Origin of the sequence: Actinoplanes sp. NPDC051861 (assembly GCF_040681145.1) — a bacterium.
Taxonomy (GTDB): domain Bacteria; phylum Actinomycetota; class Actinomycetes; order Mycobacteriales; family Micromonosporaceae; genus Actinoplanes.
Map to the genome: position 1 here is coordinate 564,464 of NZ_JBFAYE010000001.1, position 18,566 is coordinate 583,029.

An 18,566-nucleotide genomic window follows, 5' to 3' on the forward strand; every position below is an offset into this window, starting at 1 on the left:
GATAGATCAACCCCTTGTTCTGATCTTGTACGGTGCGGTACAAACCAGCGCCGGAGTGGTGCCGGACCGTAAGGTGCGGCCCGGCCGCCACAGCAGTTCCGGTCCCACGGGGGAGGTGGGCTGATGACACGAGCACGCATGCCGCGTCCGCACGAGGTGGCCATCGCGCGACGCGACCCGCGGCTGCTCGATGCGATCGCGCAACGACGTACCGACGAGGCCTGGCGTACCAGAGGCGCCTGCCGGAGTGTTGATCCGGAGACGTTCTTTCCCGCGCCGAACGAGCCGTCCGGCTCAGCCGTGGCACTCTGCGGCACCTGCGACGTGCAGGGGCCGTGCCTGGCGTGGGCGCTGCAGGTCGGTGACTGCCACGGAGTCTGGGGCGGCACGACGCCACGCGAGCGGCGGGCCATGCTGGTGGCCTGGCGGGAACGGGTCCAGTCCGACGGTGAACTGGTCGAGGACGAGACGGGCGACGACGATCGCCGGTTGCTCACCCTGATCCCGGTCAGCCGCTGACAGAATCGGAGCTTGTGCCCAGCTCCATCGGAAACATCGAGACGCCGCGCGGCCCCGCCGCCGTGAAACTCACCGACCCCGACGGTCCGGTGCTCAGTCTGCTCGTCCTCGGCCATGGTGCCGGTGGCGGTGTCGACGCGCCCGACCTGGTGGCGGTGCACGATCTGGCGGTGGCCGCCGGCGTCCGCGTCGCCCTGGTGACCCAGCCGTACAGGGTTGCCGGGCGGCGCGCGCCCGCTCCGGCCGGGCACCTGGACGAGGCGTGGACGGCCGTCGTGCGTGCTCTTCGCGTACCCGAAAAGCCCTTGATCCTCGGAGGGCGGTCCAGCGGAGCGCGCGTCGCGTGCCGGACCGCGCCCACCCTCGGCGCCGCGGGTGTGCTGGCGCTGGCCTTCCCGCTGCATCCGCCGGGCAAGCCGGAGAAGAGCCGGGCCGGTGAACTGCCGGTGGACGTGCCCACGCTGGTGCTCAACGGTGACCGTGACCCGTTCGGCGTGCCGGAGCCCACCGGGGTGGTCGAGGTGGCCGTGCGACCCGGCGCTGTGCACGACTTGCGCAAAGACCTATCTGGCACGGCGCGACTCGCCGTGGAGTGGCTGCGCACACACGGCTGGGCGTGCTAGATCGGGAATGCAACTTGCGCTTATCGGCGTTGTGCGGGGTGAGACTTTCCTGCGGAAGGGGTAATTCTGGTGTCTGCCGGTACCGAGTACGTCCACCGAGACGGCCGGGAGGCGACCCGGGTGCGCAGCCTGTTGGGCTCTCCCGAGTGGCCCGCGGCCCAGACGCCGCCCGTGCCACCTTCGGTGAGCGTGAGCACACCAGCGGTTTTCGAAGGCGTTTCGCGGGCACTACCCGTATCCTCGGCGGGGCGGTCGAGGGGAGATTCGAGGGTGGCCCAGAGGGAGCGGACCGACGAGCGTCGGAAGCGTTTTGAGCGCGACGCGCTGCCGTTCGTGGATCAGTTGTATGCCGCGGGCCTGCGGATGACCCGCAACCCGGCCGATGCCGAAGACCTGGTGCAGGAGACGTTCCTGAAGGCGTTCTCCGCGTTCCACCAGTTCGAGGAGGGCACCAACCTCAAGGCCTGGCTGTATCGGATCCTCACCAACACCTACATCAACTCGTACCGGCGTAAGCAGCGTCAGCCCGTGCAGGCGCCGACCGAGGAGATCACCGACTGGCAGCTCGCGTCGAGCGAGTCGCACACGTCGCAGGGCCTGCGCTCGGCCGAGACCGAGGCGCTGGACCGGCTTCCGGACAGTGACATCAAGGAAGCGCTGCAGTCCCTGCCGGAGGACTTCCGGCTCGCCGTCTACCTCGCCGATGTCGAGGGTTTCTCGTACAAGGAGATCGCCGACATCATGGGCACGCCCATCGGAACCGTCATGTCCCGTCTGCACCGGGGACGGCGCAACCTGCGCAAGCTCCTCGAGCAGTACGCGTCCGAGCGCGGTATCACGCGTACGCCCGCCTCCGAGCCGCTGGACGTGTGACTCCGATGGCCAACGACGAACAGCACAAGCCCGACTGCACCCTGGTTCTCAGCGAGGTCTACCTCTACCTGGACCTGGAGTGTTCCGAGGACCGCCGCCGGCTGATCCAGAAGCACCTGGACGAGTGCTCCGGGTGCCTGCGTGAGTTCGGCATCGAGCACGACGTGAAAGCGCTGGTCGGCCGCTGCTGCGGCGACGAGCGGGCACCGGCGGAGCTGCGCGACCGGCTCCGGAGCAAGCTCGATCAGCTCGAGGTGCAGACCGAGACGAGGGAATACCTTCCCTGAAAGACGCCCAAGGGCCCGGCAGCGACGCTGCCGGGCCCTTCTGCTTGAGCAAACCCTCAGCTGTTGGGGCGCTTGCCGTGGTTGGCGCTGCTCTTCTTGCGAGCCTTCTTCTTGCGGGCCTTCTTAGCCATGGCCGCCCTCCTCTTCATGACGCCGGAACTCGTTGCCGATCGTAGTGTGCGCGTCCCGCAGCCCGGGACTCACCCGGACGTGATCCATGATTTGATGACGGTCAACGGTCAGCGTGGACTAGGAGGCGTTCGGCATGGCGGAGGAGATCCGGGCCGAGATGGTGGCCAACGTGTGGAAGGTCGTGGCCTCGGTCGGCGACACCGTCGACGACGGCGACACACTGGTGATCCTCGAGTCGATGAAGATGGAGATCCCGGTGATCGCCGAGTCCGCCGGCACGCTCTCGAAGCTGGCCGTCAACGAGGGCGACGTGGTCCAGGAGGGCGACCTGATCGCCATCATCGACTGAGGCCTTACTCGCGGCGCCAGCGCAGCAGCGACCGGCCGCGTCCTCGTTGGCGCGGCACGGCCGGGACCCGGATCGTGGCCGCGGCCAGCTCCCGGGTCGGGCGGTCCAGGCCGGGCGTGGCGAGCGCGAGCTCGGCGACGGCGCGTGCCTGCGGACCGGACGCCACCTCGGCGAGCCGTCCGGCCACCACGGCGGACACGTCGTCGCGGGCCTCCGGGTCCACCCAGGCGTACGTGATCAGCGCGAACAGCGCCGCCTGGGTCACCCGGTCGACGTCGCCCTCGAGCAGGCCGAGCAGGAGCCGCCGCCGGCTGGAGTCCAGCCAGGGCTCCTCGGAACCGTGGTGCAGCAGGCCCAGGCAGGCCCAGACCTCGGTGCCCGCCGCCTCGGCGGCGCCGGCCGGGCGGGCGAGCATGGCGAGCAGCTCCCACGGCTCGACGAGGACCAGGCCGAGTGCCCGGTCGTACGCCGCCGGCGGGTGTGCCCAGGACCCGTCCGCGATCCGCAGCAGCCGCCGGACCGCGTCGGCGGAGGGCTCCGCGTTGACCGGAGCGCGTCCGGCGATCAGCTCCGGCCCGGCGGGCAGGCCACCGAGCCAGGGCGTGTTGCGGCAGCACTCCTCCAGGTCGGTGTGCTCGTGCGCGTCGTCCGGGTGGTCGCGGATGAAGTCGGCGAGCGCGACCAGGTGGTCGACCTCGCCGTCGGCCCGGTACCGCAGGCGGTGGGCGGTGTGCACGACACAGTCGAACGCGGGGTCGCGCTCCAGGGCCAGCTCGGTCCAGCGCAGGGCCTCGTCGAGCCGGCCCAGGTCAGCGAGGGTGGCGGCGACGTCGGCGTAGACGGAGAGGTCGTCGGGGTCGTAGGCGACTGCCCGGCGCAGTGCGGCGAGGGCCTCGGGCATCCGGCCGGCGCTGCGGTACGCGTACCCCAACCAGATCTCGCCGAGCTTGGACGGCTGTGACCGCGCTCCGCGCCCGGCCCAGTCCACGGCGACGCGCACCTCGCCGAGCCGTCGTGCCAGCGCCGAACCGGCACCGAGCAGCATCGCGTGTTCCCCGTGCGCCGCGATCGCGTGCCGGACCACCGCCAGGTAGGGCCGCAGTGCCGTCACCGCGTCCGCCGGTGCCGGGTCGCCGACCGTGGTGCACAGGCGCATGACGGTGCGGGCGAGCAGTCCCGGCTCGATCCGCGCGCCGAGGGCCGGCTCCTGCACCCATGGCACGCCGGCCCAGTCTGCGGTCGGCGTCTGACCGCTCGCCGCGACCAGCAGCGGCAGCCCGTCCTCGGGCCGGCCGGCGGCGGCGAGCAGGTGTGCGCGCGCGACGATGCGGCCGACCGGTGGGTGCGGCTCCAGCGGGAAGAGGTCGAGCGCACCGCCGGACCGTGCGGCCAATCGGCTGAGCAACTCGTGGGTCTCCGGCAGGGTGGGTGCGTGAGCCAGCGCGGTGGCCAGGTGGCCGGCGGCGTCGGTCAGGTCACCGGCGTCCAGGGCGGCCCGGGCAAGCGCGAGGTCACGACGGGCGGAGGGGGATTCCACGAGGAAAGACCCTAGGGGAACAGAGGCCGAATGTCAGTCCTCAGCTTTGCGCACTCGTGCTCGAAACCTTGACCAAGTAAGCTCTTTCTTGCAAGACTGCGCAGCAAATGAGCGGGAATGGAACTCTGGGGAGGAAGACGTGACACAACGAGGCCAGGGCATGGCGGCGGACATCGCGGAACAACCGGCTGGTTTCGCCCGGCTCCTGGACGCCGAGCACGCCGGTGCGATCGCCGAGGTCGCCGCGGAGGTGGCCCGACGCCGCCCGCGCAACGTGCTCTTCGTCGGCCGCGGCACGTCCGACCACGCGGCGCTCTACGGGGCGTACCTCACTGAGATCCGCCTTGGCCTGCCGGTGGCCAGCGCGTCGCCGAGCGCCATCACGCTCTACGGCGCGCGCCCGGACTTCACCGGCAGCCTCGTGATCGGCGTCAGCCAGAGCGGCGGCTCGCCCGACCTCAGCGGCGTGCTCGGCGTCGCCCGGGAGAACGGCGCGCTGACGCTCGCGATCACCAACAACCCGGAGTCCACCCTCGCCAAGGCCGCCGAGCTCTCGATCGACGTCGCGGCGGGTCACGAGCGCGCGGTCGCCGCCACCAAGACCTACACCGCCGAGCTGCTCGCCCTGCTGCTGCTGGTCGAGGGCGTGCGCGCCGGTGACGGACGGCTGCCCGCCGACGAGCGGGACGCGCTGGCCGAGCTGCCCGGTCTGGCCGAGAAGACCCTCGCCGACACCACGGCCGACGAACTCGCGCAGCGCTACCGGTTCGCCTCCAGCCTGGTCACGACCGGCCGGGGGTACGCGTACCCGACCGCCCGCGAGACCGCGCTGAAGCTGATGGAGACGTCCTACCTGCCCGCGCTCGCGTTCTCCGGCGCCGACCTGCTGCACGGCCCGCTCGCCATGGCCGACCCGGACGTCCCGGTGCTCGCCGTGGTCGGTGAGGGCCCCGGCGGCCAGTCGATGCGCGACGTGGTGACCCGTCTCGGCGAGCGCCGCGCCGACGTGGTGACGATCGGTGCCGCCGACGTGCCGGGCGCCTCCGCGCGGCTGGCCGTGCCCGCGGTCGACGAGCGGTACAGCCCGCTGCTCGACATCCTGCCGCTGCAGAAGCTGGCGCTCTCGCTCGCGCTGGCACGTGGGGAAGATCCCGACGCGCCTCGCGGACTGAAGAAGGTCACCACGACTCTTTAGCAACGAACGAAATAGGGTGGGCCGGTGTCCACACTGCGTGACCTCGTCGAGGAGCACACGACTCTCGGCCCGGCCGACATCGACCACCTGCACCGGCTCGCCGGCGACTGGCTGTTGCTGTCCGACCTCTCCTTCGCCGACCTGCTGCTCTGGGTGCCGATCAAGGGCGAGCCGCGGCAGCCACGGGAGTTCCTCTGTGTCGCGCAGGTGCGGCCGGTCACCGCGCCGACCGCGTACCAGGACGACCAGGTCGGCAAGATCGTCGGTGGGCCGGAGGTGGCGCACCTCGAGGTGGCGCTGACCCAGGAGCGGATCTGGCGGGAGGGCGACCCGGTCTGGTACGGGGACACCCCCGCCCGCCACGAGGCCATCCCGGTCCGGCGGCGCGACGAGACCGACCTGGAGGAGGGTTTCAGCGAGGTGATCGCGGTGATCGGCCGCGACACCAACCTGAGCACCGCGCGGACACCCAGCCAGCTGGAGCTCAACTACCTGACGACCGCCGACGACCTGGCCCAGATGGTTTCCGACGGGACGTTCCCGCCGAAGCGGCACCCGGGCGAGACCACCTCGGCGCCGCGGGTCGGTGACGGGCTGATCCGGCTCGACGCCTCCGGAAAGGTCACCTACGCCAGCCCCAACGCGCAGTCGGCGTACCGGCGGCTCGGCTTCAACGCGCACCTGGTCGGCGAGGAGCTGGCGAAACTGGCCGGCCGGCTCTCCGCCGACCCGCTCGAGGGCACCGACGCGGCCGAGCGGATCCTGGCGTCGCTGCGCGGCGAGTTCCCGCCCCGGATGGAGGTGGAGGCCCGCGGCGCCACGGTGCTGACCCGGGCGCTGCCGCTGTTGCCCGCGGGGGTGCCGATCGGCGCGCTCGTGCTGGTCCGCGACGTCACCGAGGTCCGTCGCCGGGAGCGGGCGCTGATGACCAAGGACGCCACCATCCGGGAGATCCATCACCGGGTGAAGAACAACCTGCAGACGGTCGCGGCACTGCTGCGCCTGCAGGCCCGGCGGGTGGACGCGCCCGAGGCGCGGATGGCGCTGGAGGAATCGGTACGCCGAGTCGCCTCGATCGCGCTCGTCCACGAGACGCTCTCGATGTCCAGCGACGAGGCGGTCGAGTTCGACGGCATCGTGGACCGGGTGGCCACCGCCGCCACCGAGGTCGCCGCCACCAGCTTCCCGGTGCGGATGCGGCGCGAGGGCACGTTCGGGGTCCTGCCGGCCGAGATCGCGACGTCACTGGTCATGGTGCTCAACGAGCTGCTGATCAACGCGGTGGAGCACGGGTTCCCGGCGGAGGAGGACGACGCCGAGCCGCAGGAGGTCGCACCGGAGCAGACCGGTGAGGTGGTCGTGTCCGCGCACCGGTTCCGCAAACAGCTGCACGTCACGGTCGCGGACAACGGTCGCGGGCTGCCGGACGACTTCAAGTTCGAGGGCAGCAACCGGCTGGGGCTGCAGATCGTGCGTGCGCTGGCGACGGGCGAGCTACGCGGCAGCATCGAGCTGCGCAACCGGGCCGGGACGGGCACCGAGGCCGTTCTGGTGGTGCCGCTCGGGAAGCGCTGACGCCGCCGCCGGCTGATGGCCGTCGGTCTGGCGGACGGCTCGCTGTTGCGGCAGGCCGAGCGCGGTGATCAGCGCGAGCGCCAGCACCGTACGTATTCGCAGGCCGTGCAGGGCGACAGCGGCACACAGAGCGAGCGGTGGCAGGGCCGCGAGGACCGACGCGGGCGACCGGAGCGGGCTTGCCAGGAACGCCGTGACGATCAGCAGGAGCGGGGGCACGGCGGCGAGAACGGCCAGCTCACGGATCAGGGAACGGTCCGGCCACCGTGCGGCGAGCGCCAGGCCGATCAGCAACAGGCCGGGAGCCGCGGCGCCGGCCAGCGTCTCCGGCGCCGACAGCGCCACATCCCAGCGGGTGGCCGGGCGCCAGGGGTGAGCTGCGGCATACTGCCGCGCGGTCAGAGAGATCAAAGGCGCCGGGGGTACGAGAGAAAGCACCGCGACCGGGAACCACCAGAACAGGGACGGTTGTCCGCTCAGCCGCCAGCGGGACACGACGATGTAGGCGTGTCCGACCAGCACCAGCAGCGCCGGGATGTGGAAACAGGTCAGGGCGACACAGAGCCCGTAACCCGTCCACGCCGGCCAGCCGGGACTGTCCAGGGCGCGGTAGAGAAGCAGCGTGGCCGCGGTGGCGAACAGGAGACTGAGGGCGTGCGGGCCGGCGTCCTGGGCGTACCGGCTGATCTGCGGCAGGACGGCCAGCATCAGCCCCGCGCACAGGCCGGTGCCGGGGCCGAGGAGCCGCCGGCCCAGCTCACCGGCGAGCCCGACGGCCAGCGCGGCCGCGATCAGCGACGGCACCCGCAGCGCGGTGATCGAGTCACCGGTCGCCTCGGTCCAGAAGTGCGTCAGCAGGTGATAGGGCGCGTACAGCGCGTCCGACTGGCGGGCCAGGCCGAGGATCTCGGCGGGTTCGAGCGCGGCGGTGGCCCGGGTGAGCGCCTCCCGCGGGCTGGGCGCGGGGGTGCCGAGACCGATGGCTCCGGCGGCGGCGGTGAGCGCGGCGGGGATCACGAACGGACACCAGGTCCAGAACATGCGCGGCTCCGGGGACAGGACCGGCGTTGATCGACGGGCGTGACTGCCCTGCCGTCGAGTCTTGCACGCTTCCGGACCGGAACCGCGCAGCCTACGAGGTAACTGTTACAAGACGTTGGCGTTGTGTTACCTGACACACTCCCGAAATCTGGGCCGTGCTAGCCGAGATTCGCTGCGCGTGAGAGGCTTGCCCACATGACCGCTGCAGTTGACCGCCGCTTCGTGGCTCGCCGCCACGTGGACTACGGCCGTGTCCGCAGCGCTATGTGTCCGGCTTCCTGACGACGCCCGTTTTTCTTTTTCTCGGGCGCGCGACCGCCGGGCCCTCTCCTGACACAGATGTCACGAGCCTCCGAGGGCCGTGAGGCGCAAGCGCGTGCCCACGAAACCCGGAGGGAACGCCCGACATGGCGCCCAGCAACACCCCCGCCGCTCGACCGGCCGCCCGCCCCCGTAAGGCGCGCGGCGAGGGTCAGTGGGCGCTCGGACACCGCGAGCCGCTCAACCCGAACGAACGCAGCAAGAAGGACGACAACCCGCTGAACGTGCGGGCCCGGATCGAGAACATCTACGCCCACGGCGGCTTCTCCTCGATCGACCCCGCCGACCTGCGCGGCCGCTTCCGCTGGTGGGGGCTCTACACCCAGCGCAAGGCCGGTATCGACGGTGGCCGCACCGCGGTGCTGGAGCCGGAGGAGCTCGAGGACGAGTACTTCATGCTCCGCGTGCGCATCGACGGCGGCGCGCTCAACCTGGCCCAGTTGCGCACGATCGCGCAGATCTCCACCGAGTTCGGCCGCGACAGCGCCGACATCACCGACCGGCAGAACATCCAGCTGCACTGGATCCGCGTCGAGGACGTGCCGGAGATCTGGCGCCGGCTCGAGGCCGTCGGCCTGCAGACCACCGAGGCGTGTGGCGACTGCCCCCGCGTCGTGCTGGGCAGCCCGGTCGCCGGCGTCTCGGCCGACGAGGTGATCGACGCGACACCGGCCATCGACGAGATCGTCAAGCGCTACGTCGGCGACACCCGCTACTCGAACCTGCCTCGCAAGTTCAAGTCGGTGATCTCCTGGCTGCCCGACGGGCCCTACCAGGCCAACGACATCTCGTTCGTCGGCCTCGAGCACCCCGACCACGGCCCCGGCTTCGACCTCTGGGTCGGCGGCGGCCTCTCCACCAACCCGCGCCTGGCCGAGCGGCTCGGCGTCTGGGTGCCGCTCGGCGAGATCCCGGACGTCTGGGAGGGCGTCGTCGGGATCTTCCGCGACTACGGCTACCGCCGGCTGCGCCACCGCGCCCGGCTCAAGTTCCTGCTCGCCGACTGGGGCGTGGAGAAGTTCCGCGAGGTCCTGGAGAAGGAATACCTGGGTCGCACGCTCCTCGACGGCCCCGCGCCGGAACTGCCGGAGAAGCCGATCGACCACATCGGTGTCCACAAGCAGGTGGACGGCCGCAACTACGTCGGCGCGGCGCCGGTCGTCGGACGGTCGTCCGGGACTCAGCTGAGCAACCTGGCGGACCTGGTCGAGGCACACGGGTCGGATCGTGTGCGGCTCACCGCGTACCAAAAGCTCTTGGTCCTTGATGTTGCCGACGACCAGGTCGAACCGTTGATCGCAGGTCTCCGCCGCATCGGGCTGGAAGCCCGTCCCTCGGCCTGGCGGCGGGGCACGATGGCCTGCACCGGCATCGAGTACTGCAAGCTGGCCATCGTCGAGACCAAGGCACGCGGCGAGGAACTGGTGGCGCGGCTCGAGGACCGGCTCAAGGACTTCGACGCGGACATCTCGGTGCACATCAACGGCTGCCCGAACGCCTGTGCCCGGACCCAGGTGGCCGACATCGGCCTCAAGGGCCAGCTGGTCATGAACTCGCACGGCGAGCAGGTCGAGGGCTTCCAGATCCACCTCGGCGGCGCGCTGGGCATGGCGCAGGGCGAGACCGCCGGGTTCGGGCGCAAGCTGCGCGGCCTGAAGGCCACCGCCGAGGAGCTCCCGGAGTACGTGGAGCGCGTCGCCCGCAACTACCTGGGCGGCCGGAGCGACGGCGAGACATTCGCCAACTGGGTGATGCGGGCCGAAGAGGAGCTCCTGAAATGAGCTCCTCGGAGAGGGCCGCCCCGTTGTACTGCCCCTACTGCGGTGACGAGGACCTCCGTCCCAACGAGGCTTCGCACGGGGCCTGGGAGTGCCACTCCTGCGCCCGAGTTTTCACGGTCAAGTTCGTCGGCCTTCTGTCCAAGGGAGTTACCAAATGAGTCTCCTGAACGCTTCCGGCCTGGGTTTGATCAATCTCGGCGCCGCCCCCGTCACCCCCACGCGTTCCGCTGAGTCGCTCCGTGCCTTGGCTCTGGACGCTGCCCGTGATCTTGAGGGCAGCTCCGCCGAGGAGATCGCCAAGTGGGCGACCGACACGTTCGGCGCGCGCTTCTGCGTCACCAGCTCGATGGCGGACGCCGTCGTGGCGCACGTCTTCTCGCGGGTCTCGCCCGGTGTGGACGTGGTCTTCCTCGACACCGGCCTGCACTTCCCGGAGACCCTCAAGGTCCGCGACACGGTCGCCCGCACGATGAACGTCAACGTGCGCTCCATCCGCCCGCGCATGACGGTCGGCCAGCAGGACGGCGAGTACGGTCCCCGGCTCTTCGCCCGCAACCCCGACGAGTGCTGCTTCATGCGCAAGGTGGAGCCGCTGGAGCGCGCCCTCAGCGACTACGACGCCTGGGCCACCGGCCTGCGCCGCGACGAGTCACCGACCCGCGCCAACACACCGGTCGTGGCGTTCGACGCGCGCAAGGGCAAGGTCAAGGTGAACCCGATAGCGGCCTGGACCCAGGCCGACGTGGACCGCTACATCAGCCGCTGGAACGTGCCGGTCAACGAGCTGTTCAAGAAGGGCTACGGCTCGATCGGGTGCTGGCCGTGCACCCGGCGTACCAAGGCGGGCGAGGATCCGCGTGCGGGCCGCTGGGCCATGTTCGAGAAGACCGAATGCGGACTCCACGTCTGAGTCCGGCCTCGGTTCCGGCTCCCAGATCCGTCCAGGGGGCGACTCCGGGCCCTTCCGGCGTGTCGAGTTCGGGCGGTGTCCTGGGCCCTTCCGGCGTGTTGAGTTCGGGCGGTGTCTCGGGCTCGGCCGGTGTGTTGAGTTCGGGCGGCGTCCTGGGCTCGGCCGGTGTGTTGAGTTCGGGCGGTGCCGGTTCGGGTGCGGCGGGCTCCGTGGGTGCGGCCGGAGGGTTGGGGCCGGCTGTGGTTCTGGTGGCTCATGGCAGCCGGGATCCGCGGGCGGCTGTGGCTACCGAGTCGCTGGCGCGGGCGGTGCGGCGGGCGCGGCCTGATTGGGTGGTGCGGGCGTCCTACCTGGACCATGCCGGGCCGCGGCCGTTGGATGTGCTGGCGTCGCCCCTGCTCTCGGGGCGGCGGGTGGCGTTGGTGCCGTTGCTGCTGACGGCTGCCTACCACGGGCGCGTGGATCTGCCGGCTGTGGTGCGGGAGGCTTCGTCGCTGCCGGTCTCGGTCACTGCGTCCTCTGTGCTCGGACCGGTGTCGCGGTTGCTGGTCGAGGGATTGTGCCGACGGCTGCTCGCTTCCGGCTTTGACGGGGTCGCGCCTGCCGGTGTTGGCGGTGTGGTGCCTGCTGGGCTTGACGGGGTTGTGTTGGCTTCGGCCGGGACGCGGGATGTTGCGGCGCGGGCGACTGTGGCGGACGCGGCGGTGGCGCTCGGGCGGCGGCTGGGGGTGCCGGCTGCGGTCTCCTATGCCTCGGGCGAGGGACCACGTCCGGGTGAGGCTGTCGCGGGGCTGCGGGCGAGGGGGTGTCGCCGGGTGGGTATGGCGGCTTACTTCTTGGCGCCGGGGCTGCTCTACGACAATGCGGTCGGCTCGGCTCTGGAGGCGGGAGCGGTCGTGGTGGCCGCGCCTCTCGGCGACGCGCCGGAGTTGGCCCGTCTGGTGGAGAGGCGGGCGCAGTCGGTGCTCAGCGGGGCGCTGGCGGCTGCCGCCTGATCGACTGCATATCCGACGACTTGGGATCCTCCCGACGGTCCTGAGCCGACCGTGGGCCCGTTGGCGCGGCGTTTGGGGTCCGTTGGTGCCGCAGTTGGGCTGGGGCCGGCTGGGCGGCTGACTTGACCACTCATGCCCGCTGTTGCCGGAGGGCGTCGGGGCGGGCGGCCTCGGAGGGTTTGGCAGGAGTCGCTGGGGTGCCTGGGTGGGCGGCCTCGGAAGGCCCGGCGGGGGTCGCTGGGTGCCTCGGGGGCGTGGCGGGGGCCGCTGGGCGGTCTTGGGGGCGCGGCGGGGGCCGCTGGGTGCCCGGGGGCGTGGCGGGGCCGCTGGGCGGTCTCGGGGGCCGCGGCGGGGGCCGCTGGGTGCCCGGGGGCGTGGCGGGGCCGCTGGGCGGTCTCGGGGGCCGCGGCGGGGGCCGCTGGGTGCCTCGGGGCCCGGCGGGAGGCGTTGGGTGCCCGGGGGCGCGGCGGGGGCCGTTGGGTGCCTCGGGGGCCCGGCGGGAGGCGTTGGGTGCCTCGGTGGGTGGTCTCGGAGGGGCCGGCGGGAGGCGTTGGGGTGCCTGGTGGGCGGCCTCGGCGGCGTTCGGCTTGTGGTTCGGGGGCCTGGGGTGGCGGCTGTGAATCTGCTGAGAGGTTGGCCCGGGGTGGGGTTCTGTCACTCTGGGCGACGGTCACTCTGCGCTAGGCGACGGAGATCGGTATTGGGGAGTGGGTCGAGGGTCCATTGCGGAGTGTGCCGGGTTGGCGACGCAATGCTTTTCGATCTTAATTTCGAGATCATTTCGGCGAGGTGGGTAAACGTTCGGTGATCGTATTAGCGCACTGTGGAATGGGAAACGCTGGGTGAGTGGGTGGAAACAGCAAGACGCCCCGGTGCCGTGAGGCCCGGGGCGCAAATGCTGTGTGGGGGATTGATTCAGGCGGTGACGGGGCTGATCCGAAGACCGCCACGGCGCTTGACGGCGCGCCGCTCGTCCTCGCTCATACCGCCCCAAACGCCGGCGTCCTGTCCAGACTCGAGTGCCCACGAGAGGCATTCCTCGGTCACCGGGCACCGCCGGCACACGGCCTTGGCCTGCTCGACCTGCAGGAGCGCCGGGCCGGACGTCCCAATCGGGAAGAACAGCTCAGGGTCCTCGTCGCGGCAGATCGCATCGTGACGCCAGTCCATGGCGGCAAACTCCTTGTTTCGGATGGGGTAATGAAAACAGTGCTGTTTACCTATATGCATGCGCTGTGGTGTCCGACGGGTTGTACCCGTCCGCTCACCGGAGCGTCAGCAAGCTTTTGGTGTTCGGTGCTGTTCCGCGCTTCTGGATTAGGAACGCGTACAAGCAGCAACCGGTTACTTCTTATCGCTTGTGAATGCTTTCACGAACTCACGCGATGTCAAGGGTAGCGCTGGAAGTTTCTCCCGGCGGGTGAGCTGGCTCACGTACCCTTATGTCCGGTTCTGCCGCTCATGCCAGAGCCGGTTGACGAACGCTCCCATCAATGTAGTACGGTCCCGGCCGTTTCGCCGACCTTTTGCCCGTGTTTCTGTAACGGATCGTGAGCACGTCCCGGTTCACGTACCCCAGAGTCAGCAGATCACACGCAGCGCTGAGGGAACGGACACGAAGTGCACCTTCTGGCGCTCACCCAGATAGTCGCCGTCCAGCTGGAATGCCTGGGGTCGGGACGCCACCACGGTGAACTCGGCGATGTCATGCAGCCGTAACACCTGTTTACCGTGCGGATCACCGGACCGCCACGCGAGCTGTGTCACGGTCCTTGTGGTGCTCAGGACATCCAGACGGCGCAGGGCGAACACATCGAGCCCGAGATCGAACGAAGCGTCGGGATTGGGGTTGATCGCCCGGTCGCCGGAGTAGGTCCAGGGCGCCGTGTTCTGCACGATCACCGTGCCCAGTCCTGTCTCGGTGTCCTCGCCTGGGCGTTCCAGCACGAGCGGCGGGTTCTTCCGGTCCAAACCGGTGAGGAACTGGCCGGTCATCGAGCGGAAGTAGAGAGCCGGCGTCGACGTGCGGCCGCGGCGGCGGGCCTGCTCGACCCGGCGGATGGTCGCGGCGTCCCAGCCGAGCCCGGCGGTGAAGGTGAAGTAGCGGTCGTCGGCGCGTCCGAGACCGATCACCCGGTGCCGTCCGTCGCGGATGCCGTCGAGGATCACGCTGGTGCCCTCGACCCAGTCGCGCGGCATGCCGAGCGCGCGGGCGAAGACGTTGGTGGAGCCGCCGGGGACGACGGCGAGAGCGGGCAGACGGTACGCCGAGGGGCCGGACAGTTCCGCGAGCGCGGTCGACGCGGTGAGCAGACCGTTGACCGCCTCGTTCACGGTGCCGTCGCCGCCCAGCGTGACGACCAGGTCGACCCCGGTCTCGGCGGCCTCGCGGGCCAGCTTCGTGGCGTGACCGCGCCGTTCCGTGTATCGCACCGTCAGGTCCACCGCGCTGCGCAACGCCCGGACCAGGACGTCGCGGCTGCGCTCACTGGTCGTCGTCGCCCGGGGGTTGACCACCAGCAACGCTCGCATGGGCGGCACTGTACCCGCCGGAGCGCGTCGAGGCTGTCGGTATGGTGCAGCAGTGACCGGTGAGAACCCTGTGGCGAGCCGCGCCGCCACCCTCGACTGGGGTGTGCGCCTCCTTTACGTGCAGAGCGCGGGACTCGCTGTGCTCACCGCGTACCTCATTGTCCTTGCTCTGACCAGCGATGTGGTCCGCATCGCGGTGGCCGCCGCTCTCACCGTGATGGTCGCGCTGGCCGCGTTTGTCGTCTTCGCCGTGGCGCGCGCTCTCGGGCGGGGTAAGGTCCGCGCTCGCGGGCCGGCCGTCGTCGTGCAGCTCTTCCTGCTGGCGACCGGAGGTTTTCTGCTCCAGATCGGTCCCGTCGCGCTCGGCGTGCTGCTGCTTATTCTGGCGGTGGTGACCGCGGTGCTGATCCTTGTTCCACCCAGCAGTCGAGCGTTGGGCGTCGATTAGCGGGTCCCCGGCAGCGGATCAGGGCCTAACCTGGACGAGTGACCGGCTCAGCGGTGCGCCCGCCCGCCTATCAGCAGCTCGCGGACGAGTTGCGGGCGGATATAACGTCAGGGCGCCTTCAGCCCGGTGAGCGATTGCCACCGGAACCAGAACTGTGCGTCAAAATCGGCGTCAGTCGAAGTACTGTCCGGGAGGCTTTACGCCTGCTGGCCAGCCAGCATCTCATCGTCACCACTCGCGGGGTCACCGGCGGCAGCTTCGTCGCGCATCCGGATGCCACGCAACTCGCCGACGGGCTGTCCACCGGGTTCGCGCTGCTCGCGCACTCGGCGCACGTCGGACTGGCCGATCTGCTGGAGTTGCGGCGCGCGCTGGAGGTGCCGGCCGCCGGGCTGGCCGCGATCCGGCGCACCGACGGCAATCTCACCGAGTTGCGGGGAGCGCTGTTCGACCCGGCGATCGACGACTTCGACACGATGCTCGCGGCGCACTCGGTCTTCCACCGGGCGATCGCCAAGGCCACCTGCAACCCGCTGTTCGAGCTGGTCGGCAGCCCGTTGTATCAGGCTTCGTACGGCGAGGAGGTGACCGGCGGGCTGCCCGACGGTTACTGGAACCGGATCGACGCCGACCACCGGCTGCTGCTCAGTTGCATCGCCATGCAGGACGCCGAGGGTGCCACCCGGGCCGCGGCGCAACATCTCGATTACATAGCCGAGACCGTGCGTTAGAACTCCGTGCGGCGGGTGAGCAGGCGGATCGTCGCGTAGCGCCCGTTGGCCTCGGCGGAGGCGGACGTGGTCAGGGCGGTCAGCACCTTCCACGCGAAGGACGACTCGGAGGGCAGCCGCGCGCCGCGTACCGTGGAGACCGTGACCTCGACGGTCAGCGCGTCGTCGGTGACCGCGAACCGGCACTCGAGCTCGGCGCCGCGGGTGGCGATCGCCAGCAGCATGGCGCACGCCTCGTCGACGGCGATGCGCAGATCCTCGATCTCGTCGAGGGCGAAGTGCAGGCGGGCGGCGAGACCGGCGGTGGCCGTCCGGAGGACACCCAGATAACCGCCGTCGGCTGGGACCGTCAGCAGAACGACGTCGTCTCCGACGTCAGGCTCCGTCTCCATCAGCTGAGTCACCCGAGCCCTCCTCCCGATGGAGGAGACTCTAGCCGCTCACGAGCCGGATGGGGGAATGCGGCCCCGGCCGGACGACCAGCCGGGGCCACCGCAACGGCAGGCCGGTCAGGCCTGCTTGGTCTCCCAGAAGATCTTGGTGATCTCCTCGATCTTGCCGAGCAGCTGGTCGGCAACGGCCGGGTCGACCGAGCCCTTGGCGCCCGCGGCGCCGGCGAGCTTGGTGGCCTCGTTGAAGAGCTGGTGCAGGTTCGTGTACTTCTCGAAGTGCGGGGCCTTGAAGTAGTCCGTCCAGAGCACCCAGAGGTGGTGCTTGACCAGCTCCGCGCGCTGCTCCTTGATGAGGATGGCCCGCGTGCGGAACTCGGGGTCGGTGTTCCCCTGGTACTTCTCGGCGATGGCCTTGATCGACTCGGCCTCGATCCGGGCCTGGGCCGGGTCGTAGACCCCGCAGGGCAGGTCGCAGTGTGCGCTGACCACGGTGCGCGGGGTGAGGAAACGCGGAAGTCGCATCAGGACTCCTCCATAGAGTTTGCGATGATCCGAGATTGACCCTACCCCTTACACCCACGGTGTAACGCGACGGAGGCTTGATGCCTTGAGGTGGCAATTACCACTGTTCGCCGCGCTGGTCCGGGGCCCTTCCATGGTCCCGACACTGCGGCACGGCGACGCTCTGGTGGTGCGTCGCGGAGGGCGGGTGCGCGCCGGTGACATCGTCGTCGCGGAGTTCCGGTCACGGCCCGGGCTGTGGGTGGTCAAACGGGCGGTCGAGGAACGCGACGGCGGTTGGTGGCTGGTCGGTGACAACGCGTTCGTGGAGGACGATTCCCGTGCTCACGGCGTCGCGGATGTCATCGGGCGTGTGATATTTCGGTACTACCCGAGACCGTTCCGGTTAAGTTAGTGTCCTCTAATCCCCAGCGCACACCCGCGCTGTGGTCGGGTTTACCGGGTGATCCCCGCATAGCACCGCCCTCCTGGCGCACATTCGCGACCGGGACCGCGCAGGTGCCACGTATCAATGTCGATGCATTGTGGAGCTTCACCGTGTCTTTCTTCAGTTTCGAACTCGATCCCGCCCTGGCCGCCGATCCCGTCTTCGACCTGCACCGCCGGGGCAAGATGACGATGAGTGCGACGGTCCCGCTGGCCAGCCGCGACGACCTCTCCCTCGCCTACACGCCCGGCGTGGCCCGGGTCTGCGAGGCCATCGCCGAGGACGAGTCCCTCTACGCCGACTACACCTGGACGTCCAACACGGTCGCCGTGGTCACCGACGGCTCGGCCGTGCTGGGGCTCGGCAACATCGGCCCCAAGGCCGCGATGCCCGTCATGGAGGGCAAGTCGGTCCTGTTCAAGCAGTTCGGCGGGGTCGACTCGATCCCGATCGTGCTGGACACCCAGGACGTCGAGGGCATCATCGCGACGGTCAAGGCGATGGCGCCGTCCTTCGGTGGCATCAACCTGGAGGACATCAGCGCGCCGCGCTGCTTCGAGATCGAGCGCCGGCTCGACGCCGAGCTCGACATCCCGGTCTTCCACGACGACCAGCACGGCACGGCCGTCGTCACGCTGGCGGCGCTGCGCAACGCGGCGAAGCTGCTCGGCCGGCGGTTCGCGGACCTGCGCGTGGTGGTCAGCGGTGCCGGTGCGGCCGGGGTGGCGATCACGAAGACGCTGATCGCGGCGGGTGTCCAGGGCGCCAACATGATCGTGGTCGACTCGCGGGGCATCATCCACGGCGAGCGCACCGACCTCACGGCGATCAAGGAGGAGCTGGCGTCGACGACGAACTTCTCCGGGCGTACGGGTGGGATCGCCGAGGCGCTGATCGGCGCGGACGTGCTCGTCGGCGTGTCCGGGGGCAACATCCCGGAGGAGGCACTGACCGGCATGGCTCCGGGCGCGGTCATCTTCGCGCTGGCCAACCCCACGCCCGAGGTGCTGCCGGCGGTCGCGCACAAGTACGCGGCGATCGTCGCGACCGGCCGCAGCGACTTCCCCAACCAGATCAACAACGTGCTCGCGTTCCCGGGCATCTTCCGGGGCGCGCTCGACGTGCGGGCGAGCACCGTCACCGACCGGATGAAGGTGGCCGCGGCGGACGCGATCGCCGCGATCGTCTCGGACGACCTGCGGCCGGACGCGATCGTGCCGTCGCCGCTGGACCCGCGGGTCGCGCCGGCGGTGGCGGCGGCGGTCGCCGCGGCCGCGATCGAGGACGGGGTGGCACGTCGCGCGGCTCCGGCCGAGACGCCGACCGTGGAGAGCCAGCGGGTCTGACGCCTGTCGCGCCGCCCTCACCGATTCGGT

Annotated in this window: 20 protein-coding genes; 14 read left to right on the forward strand and 6 right to left on the reverse strand. The window is 70.4% G+C overall.

Annotated features, from left to right (window positions below):
* Positions 1–123: 123 nt before the first annotated feature.
* The 5 genes from AB0M02_RS02950 to AB0M02_RS02970 all read left to right on the forward strand — a co-directional run bounded on the left by AB0M02_RS02950 (position 124) and on the right by AB0M02_RS02970 (position 2,783).
* A complete protein-coding gene (locus AB0M02_RS02950) occupies positions 124–519 on the forward strand; it encodes a WhiB family transcriptional regulator (RefSeq protein WP_364220468.1) in 396 nt (131 codons plus the stop codon).
* Between the two features lie 14 nt (positions 520–533).
* Positions 534–1,142: an alpha/beta family hydrolase gene (locus tag AB0M02_RS02955; protein ID WP_364220471.1), complete on the forward strand. Its 609-nt coding sequence runs from the start codon at positions 534–536 to the stop codon at positions 1,140–1,142.
* Between the two features lie 69 nt (positions 1,143–1,211).
* Positions 1,212–2,015: a sigma-70 family RNA polymerase sigma factor gene (locus tag AB0M02_RS02960; RefSeq protein ID WP_364220474.1), complete on the forward strand. Its 804-nt coding sequence runs from the start codon at positions 1,212–1,214 to the stop codon at positions 2,013–2,015.
* 5 nt (positions 2,016–2,020) lie between these two features.
* Positions 2,021–2,302, forward strand: a complete 282-nt coding sequence (gene rsrA, locus AB0M02_RS02965) for a mycothiol system anti-sigma-R factor (RefSeq protein ID WP_364220477.1) — start codon at positions 2,021–2,023, stop codon at positions 2,300–2,302.
* Between the two features lie 265 nt (positions 2,303–2,567).
* Complete coding sequence (locus AB0M02_RS02970) at positions 2,568–2,783, forward strand: biotin/lipoyl-binding carrier protein (protein WP_364220480.1); 216 nt, start codon at positions 2,568–2,570, stop codon at positions 2,781–2,783.
* 4 nt (positions 2,784–2,787) lie between these two features.
* Here the strand turns inward: AB0M02_RS02970 and AB0M02_RS02975 are convergent, their stop codons facing one another.
* Positions 2,788–4,320, reverse strand: coding sequence for a tetratricopeptide repeat protein (locus AB0M02_RS02975; RefSeq protein WP_364220483.1), 1,533 nt, complete (start codon positions 4,318–4,320; stop codon positions 2,788–2,790).
* Between the two features lie 160 nt (positions 4,321–4,480).
* On the opposite strand from AB0M02_RS02975, the gene AB0M02_RS02980 reads away from it, so the two are divergent.
* Together AB0M02_RS02980 and AB0M02_RS02985 are read left to right on the forward strand one after the other, a co-directional pair.
* Positions 4,481–5,515, forward strand: coding sequence for an SIS domain-containing protein (locus AB0M02_RS02980; RefSeq protein ID WP_364222505.1), 1,035 nt, complete (start codon positions 4,481–4,483; stop codon positions 5,513–5,515).
* Between the two features lie 24 nt (positions 5,516–5,539).
* Positions 5,540–7,090, forward strand: coding sequence for a histidine kinase N-terminal domain-containing protein (locus AB0M02_RS02985; protein ID WP_364220486.1), 1,551 nt, complete (start codon positions 5,540–5,542; stop codon positions 7,088–7,090).
* Here AB0M02_RS02985 and AB0M02_RS02990 read toward each other — a convergent pair.
* Entirely contained in the window at positions 7,010–8,131 is a 1,122-nt protein-coding gene (locus tag AB0M02_RS02990; protein WP_364220489.1) for a glycosyltransferase family 39 protein, read from the reverse strand. The two genes, AB0M02_RS02985 and AB0M02_RS02990, sit on opposite strands and share 81 nt — an antisense overlap.
* Before the next feature lie 407 nt (positions 8,132–8,538).
* Between AB0M02_RS02990 and AB0M02_RS02995 the strand changes: the two genes are divergently transcribed.
* From AB0M02_RS02995 to AB0M02_RS03005, 3 genes are all read left to right on the forward strand, one after another.
* The gene (locus tag AB0M02_RS02995; protein ID WP_364220492.1) at positions 8,539–10,233 is read left to right on the forward strand and encodes a nitrite/sulfite reductase; all 1,695 of its coding nucleotides are present in this window, start codon (positions 8,539–8,541) and stop codon (positions 10,231–10,233) included.
* 154 nt (positions 10,234–10,387) lie between these two features.
* A complete protein-coding gene (locus tag AB0M02_RS03000; protein WP_364220495.1) occupies positions 10,388–11,143 on the forward strand; it encodes a phosphoadenylyl-sulfate reductase in 756 nt (251 codons plus the stop codon).
* Positions 11,144–11,382: 239 nt separating this feature from the next.
* A complete protein-coding gene (locus tag AB0M02_RS03005) occupies positions 11,383–12,138 on the forward strand; it encodes a CbiX/SirB N-terminal domain-containing protein (protein ID WP_364220498.1) in 756 nt (251 codons plus the stop codon).
* A gap of 915 nt (positions 12,139–13,053) precedes the next feature.
* On the opposite strand, the gene AB0M02_RS03010 is transcribed toward AB0M02_RS03005, so the two are convergent.
* The gene (locus AB0M02_RS03010; RefSeq protein WP_364220501.1) at positions 13,054–13,308 is read right to left on the reverse strand and encodes a WhiB family transcriptional regulator; all 255 of its coding nucleotides are present in this window, start codon (positions 13,306–13,308) and stop codon (positions 13,054–13,056) included.
* 411 nt (positions 13,309–13,719) lie between these two features.
* Positions 13,720–14,670, reverse strand: a complete 951-nt coding sequence (locus tag AB0M02_RS03015) for a diacylglycerol kinase family protein (RefSeq protein ID WP_364220504.1) — start codon at positions 14,668–14,670, stop codon at positions 13,720–13,722.
* Positions 14,671–14,722: 52 nt separating this feature from the next.
* Here AB0M02_RS03015 and AB0M02_RS03020 point away from each other — a divergent pair, with 52 nt between their 5' ends.
* Together AB0M02_RS03020 and AB0M02_RS03025 are read left to right on the forward strand one after the other, a co-directional pair.
* A complete protein-coding gene (locus AB0M02_RS03020) occupies positions 14,723–15,118 on the forward strand; it encodes a hypothetical protein (protein ID WP_364220507.1) in 396 nt (131 codons plus the stop codon).
* Between the two features lie 38 nt (positions 15,119–15,156).
* Positions 15,157–15,849, forward strand: a complete 693-nt coding sequence (locus AB0M02_RS03025; protein WP_364220509.1) for a FadR/GntR family transcriptional regulator — start codon at positions 15,157–15,159, stop codon at positions 15,847–15,849.
* Here the strand turns inward: AB0M02_RS03025 and AB0M02_RS03030 are convergent.
* Both AB0M02_RS03030 and sodN read right to left on the reverse strand, forming a co-directional pair.
* Entirely contained in the window at positions 15,846–16,241 is a 396-nt protein-coding gene (locus AB0M02_RS03030) for an ATP-binding protein (RefSeq protein WP_364222508.1), read from the reverse strand. The two genes, AB0M02_RS03025 and AB0M02_RS03030, sit on opposite strands and share 4 nt — an antisense overlap.
* 117 nt (positions 16,242–16,358) lie before the next feature.
* Complete coding sequence (sodN, locus tag AB0M02_RS03035) at positions 16,359–16,763, reverse strand: superoxide dismutase, Ni (RefSeq protein WP_364220512.1); 405 nt, start codon at positions 16,761–16,763, stop codon at positions 16,359–16,361.
* 85 nt (positions 16,764–16,848) lie between these two features.
* Between sodN and AB0M02_RS03040 the strand changes: the two genes are divergently transcribed.
* Together AB0M02_RS03040 and AB0M02_RS03045 are read left to right on the forward strand one after the other, a co-directional pair.
* The gene (locus tag AB0M02_RS03040) at positions 16,849–17,157 is read left to right on the forward strand and encodes a S26 family signal peptidase (RefSeq protein WP_364220515.1); all 309 of its coding nucleotides are present in this window, start codon (positions 16,849–16,851) and stop codon (positions 17,155–17,157) included.
* 218 nt (positions 17,158–17,375) lie between these two features.
* Positions 17,376–18,536 (forward strand): NADP-dependent malic enzyme, encoded by a 1,161-nt coding sequence (locus tag AB0M02_RS03045; RefSeq protein WP_364222511.1) that lies wholly within the window; start codon positions 17,376–17,378, stop codon positions 18,534–18,536.
* The last annotated feature ends 30 nt before the right edge of the window (positions 18,537–18,566 follow it).

Excerpts from the sequence above, each read along its gene's own strand:
- AB0M02_RS03030 (WP_364222508.1), bottom strand. The coding sequence starts at position 16,241 with ATGGAGACGGAGCCTGACGTCGGAGACGACGTCGTTCTGCTGACGGTC.
- AB0M02_RS02980 (WP_364222505.1), top strand. The coding sequence starts at position 4,481 with ATGGCGGCGGACATCGCGGAACAACCGGCTGGTTTCGCCCGGCTCCTG.
- rsrA (WP_364220477.1), top strand. The coding sequence starts at position 2,021 with ATGGCCAACGACGAACAGCACAAGCCCGACTGCACCCTGGTTCTCAGC.
- AB0M02_RS02995 (WP_364220492.1), top strand. The coding sequence starts at position 8,539 with ATGGCGCCCAGCAACACCCCCGCCGCTCGACCGGCCGCCCGCCCCCGT.
- AB0M02_RS02950 (WP_364220468.1), top strand. The coding sequence starts at position 124 with ATGACACGAGCACGCATGCCGCGTCCGCACGAGGTGGCCATCGCGCGA.
- AB0M02_RS03045 (WP_364222511.1), top strand. The coding sequence starts at position 17,376 with ATGACGATGAGTGCGACGGTCCCGCTGGCCAGCCGCGACGACCTCTCC.
- sodN (WP_364220512.1), bottom strand. The coding sequence starts at position 16,763 with ATGCGACTTCCGCGTTTCCTCACCCCGCGCACCGTGGTCAGCGCACAC.
- AB0M02_RS03000 (WP_364220495.1), top strand. The coding sequence starts at position 10,388 with ATGAGTCTCCTGAACGCTTCCGGCCTGGGTTTGATCAATCTCGGCGCC.
- AB0M02_RS02970 (WP_364220480.1), top strand. The coding sequence starts at position 2,568 with ATGGCGGAGGAGATCCGGGCCGAGATGGTGGCCAACGTGTGGAAGGTC.
- AB0M02_RS03010 (WP_364220501.1), bottom strand. The coding sequence starts at position 13,308 with ATGGACTGGCGTCACGATGCGATCTGCCGCGACGAGGACCCTGAGCTG.
- AB0M02_RS03015 (WP_364220504.1), bottom strand. The coding sequence starts at position 14,670 with ATGCGAGCGTTGCTGGTGGTCAACCCCCGGGCGACGACGACCAGTGAG.
- AB0M02_RS02990 (WP_364220489.1), bottom strand. The coding sequence starts at position 8,131 with ATGTTCTGGACCTGGTGTCCGTTCGTGATCCCCGCCGCGCTCACCGCC.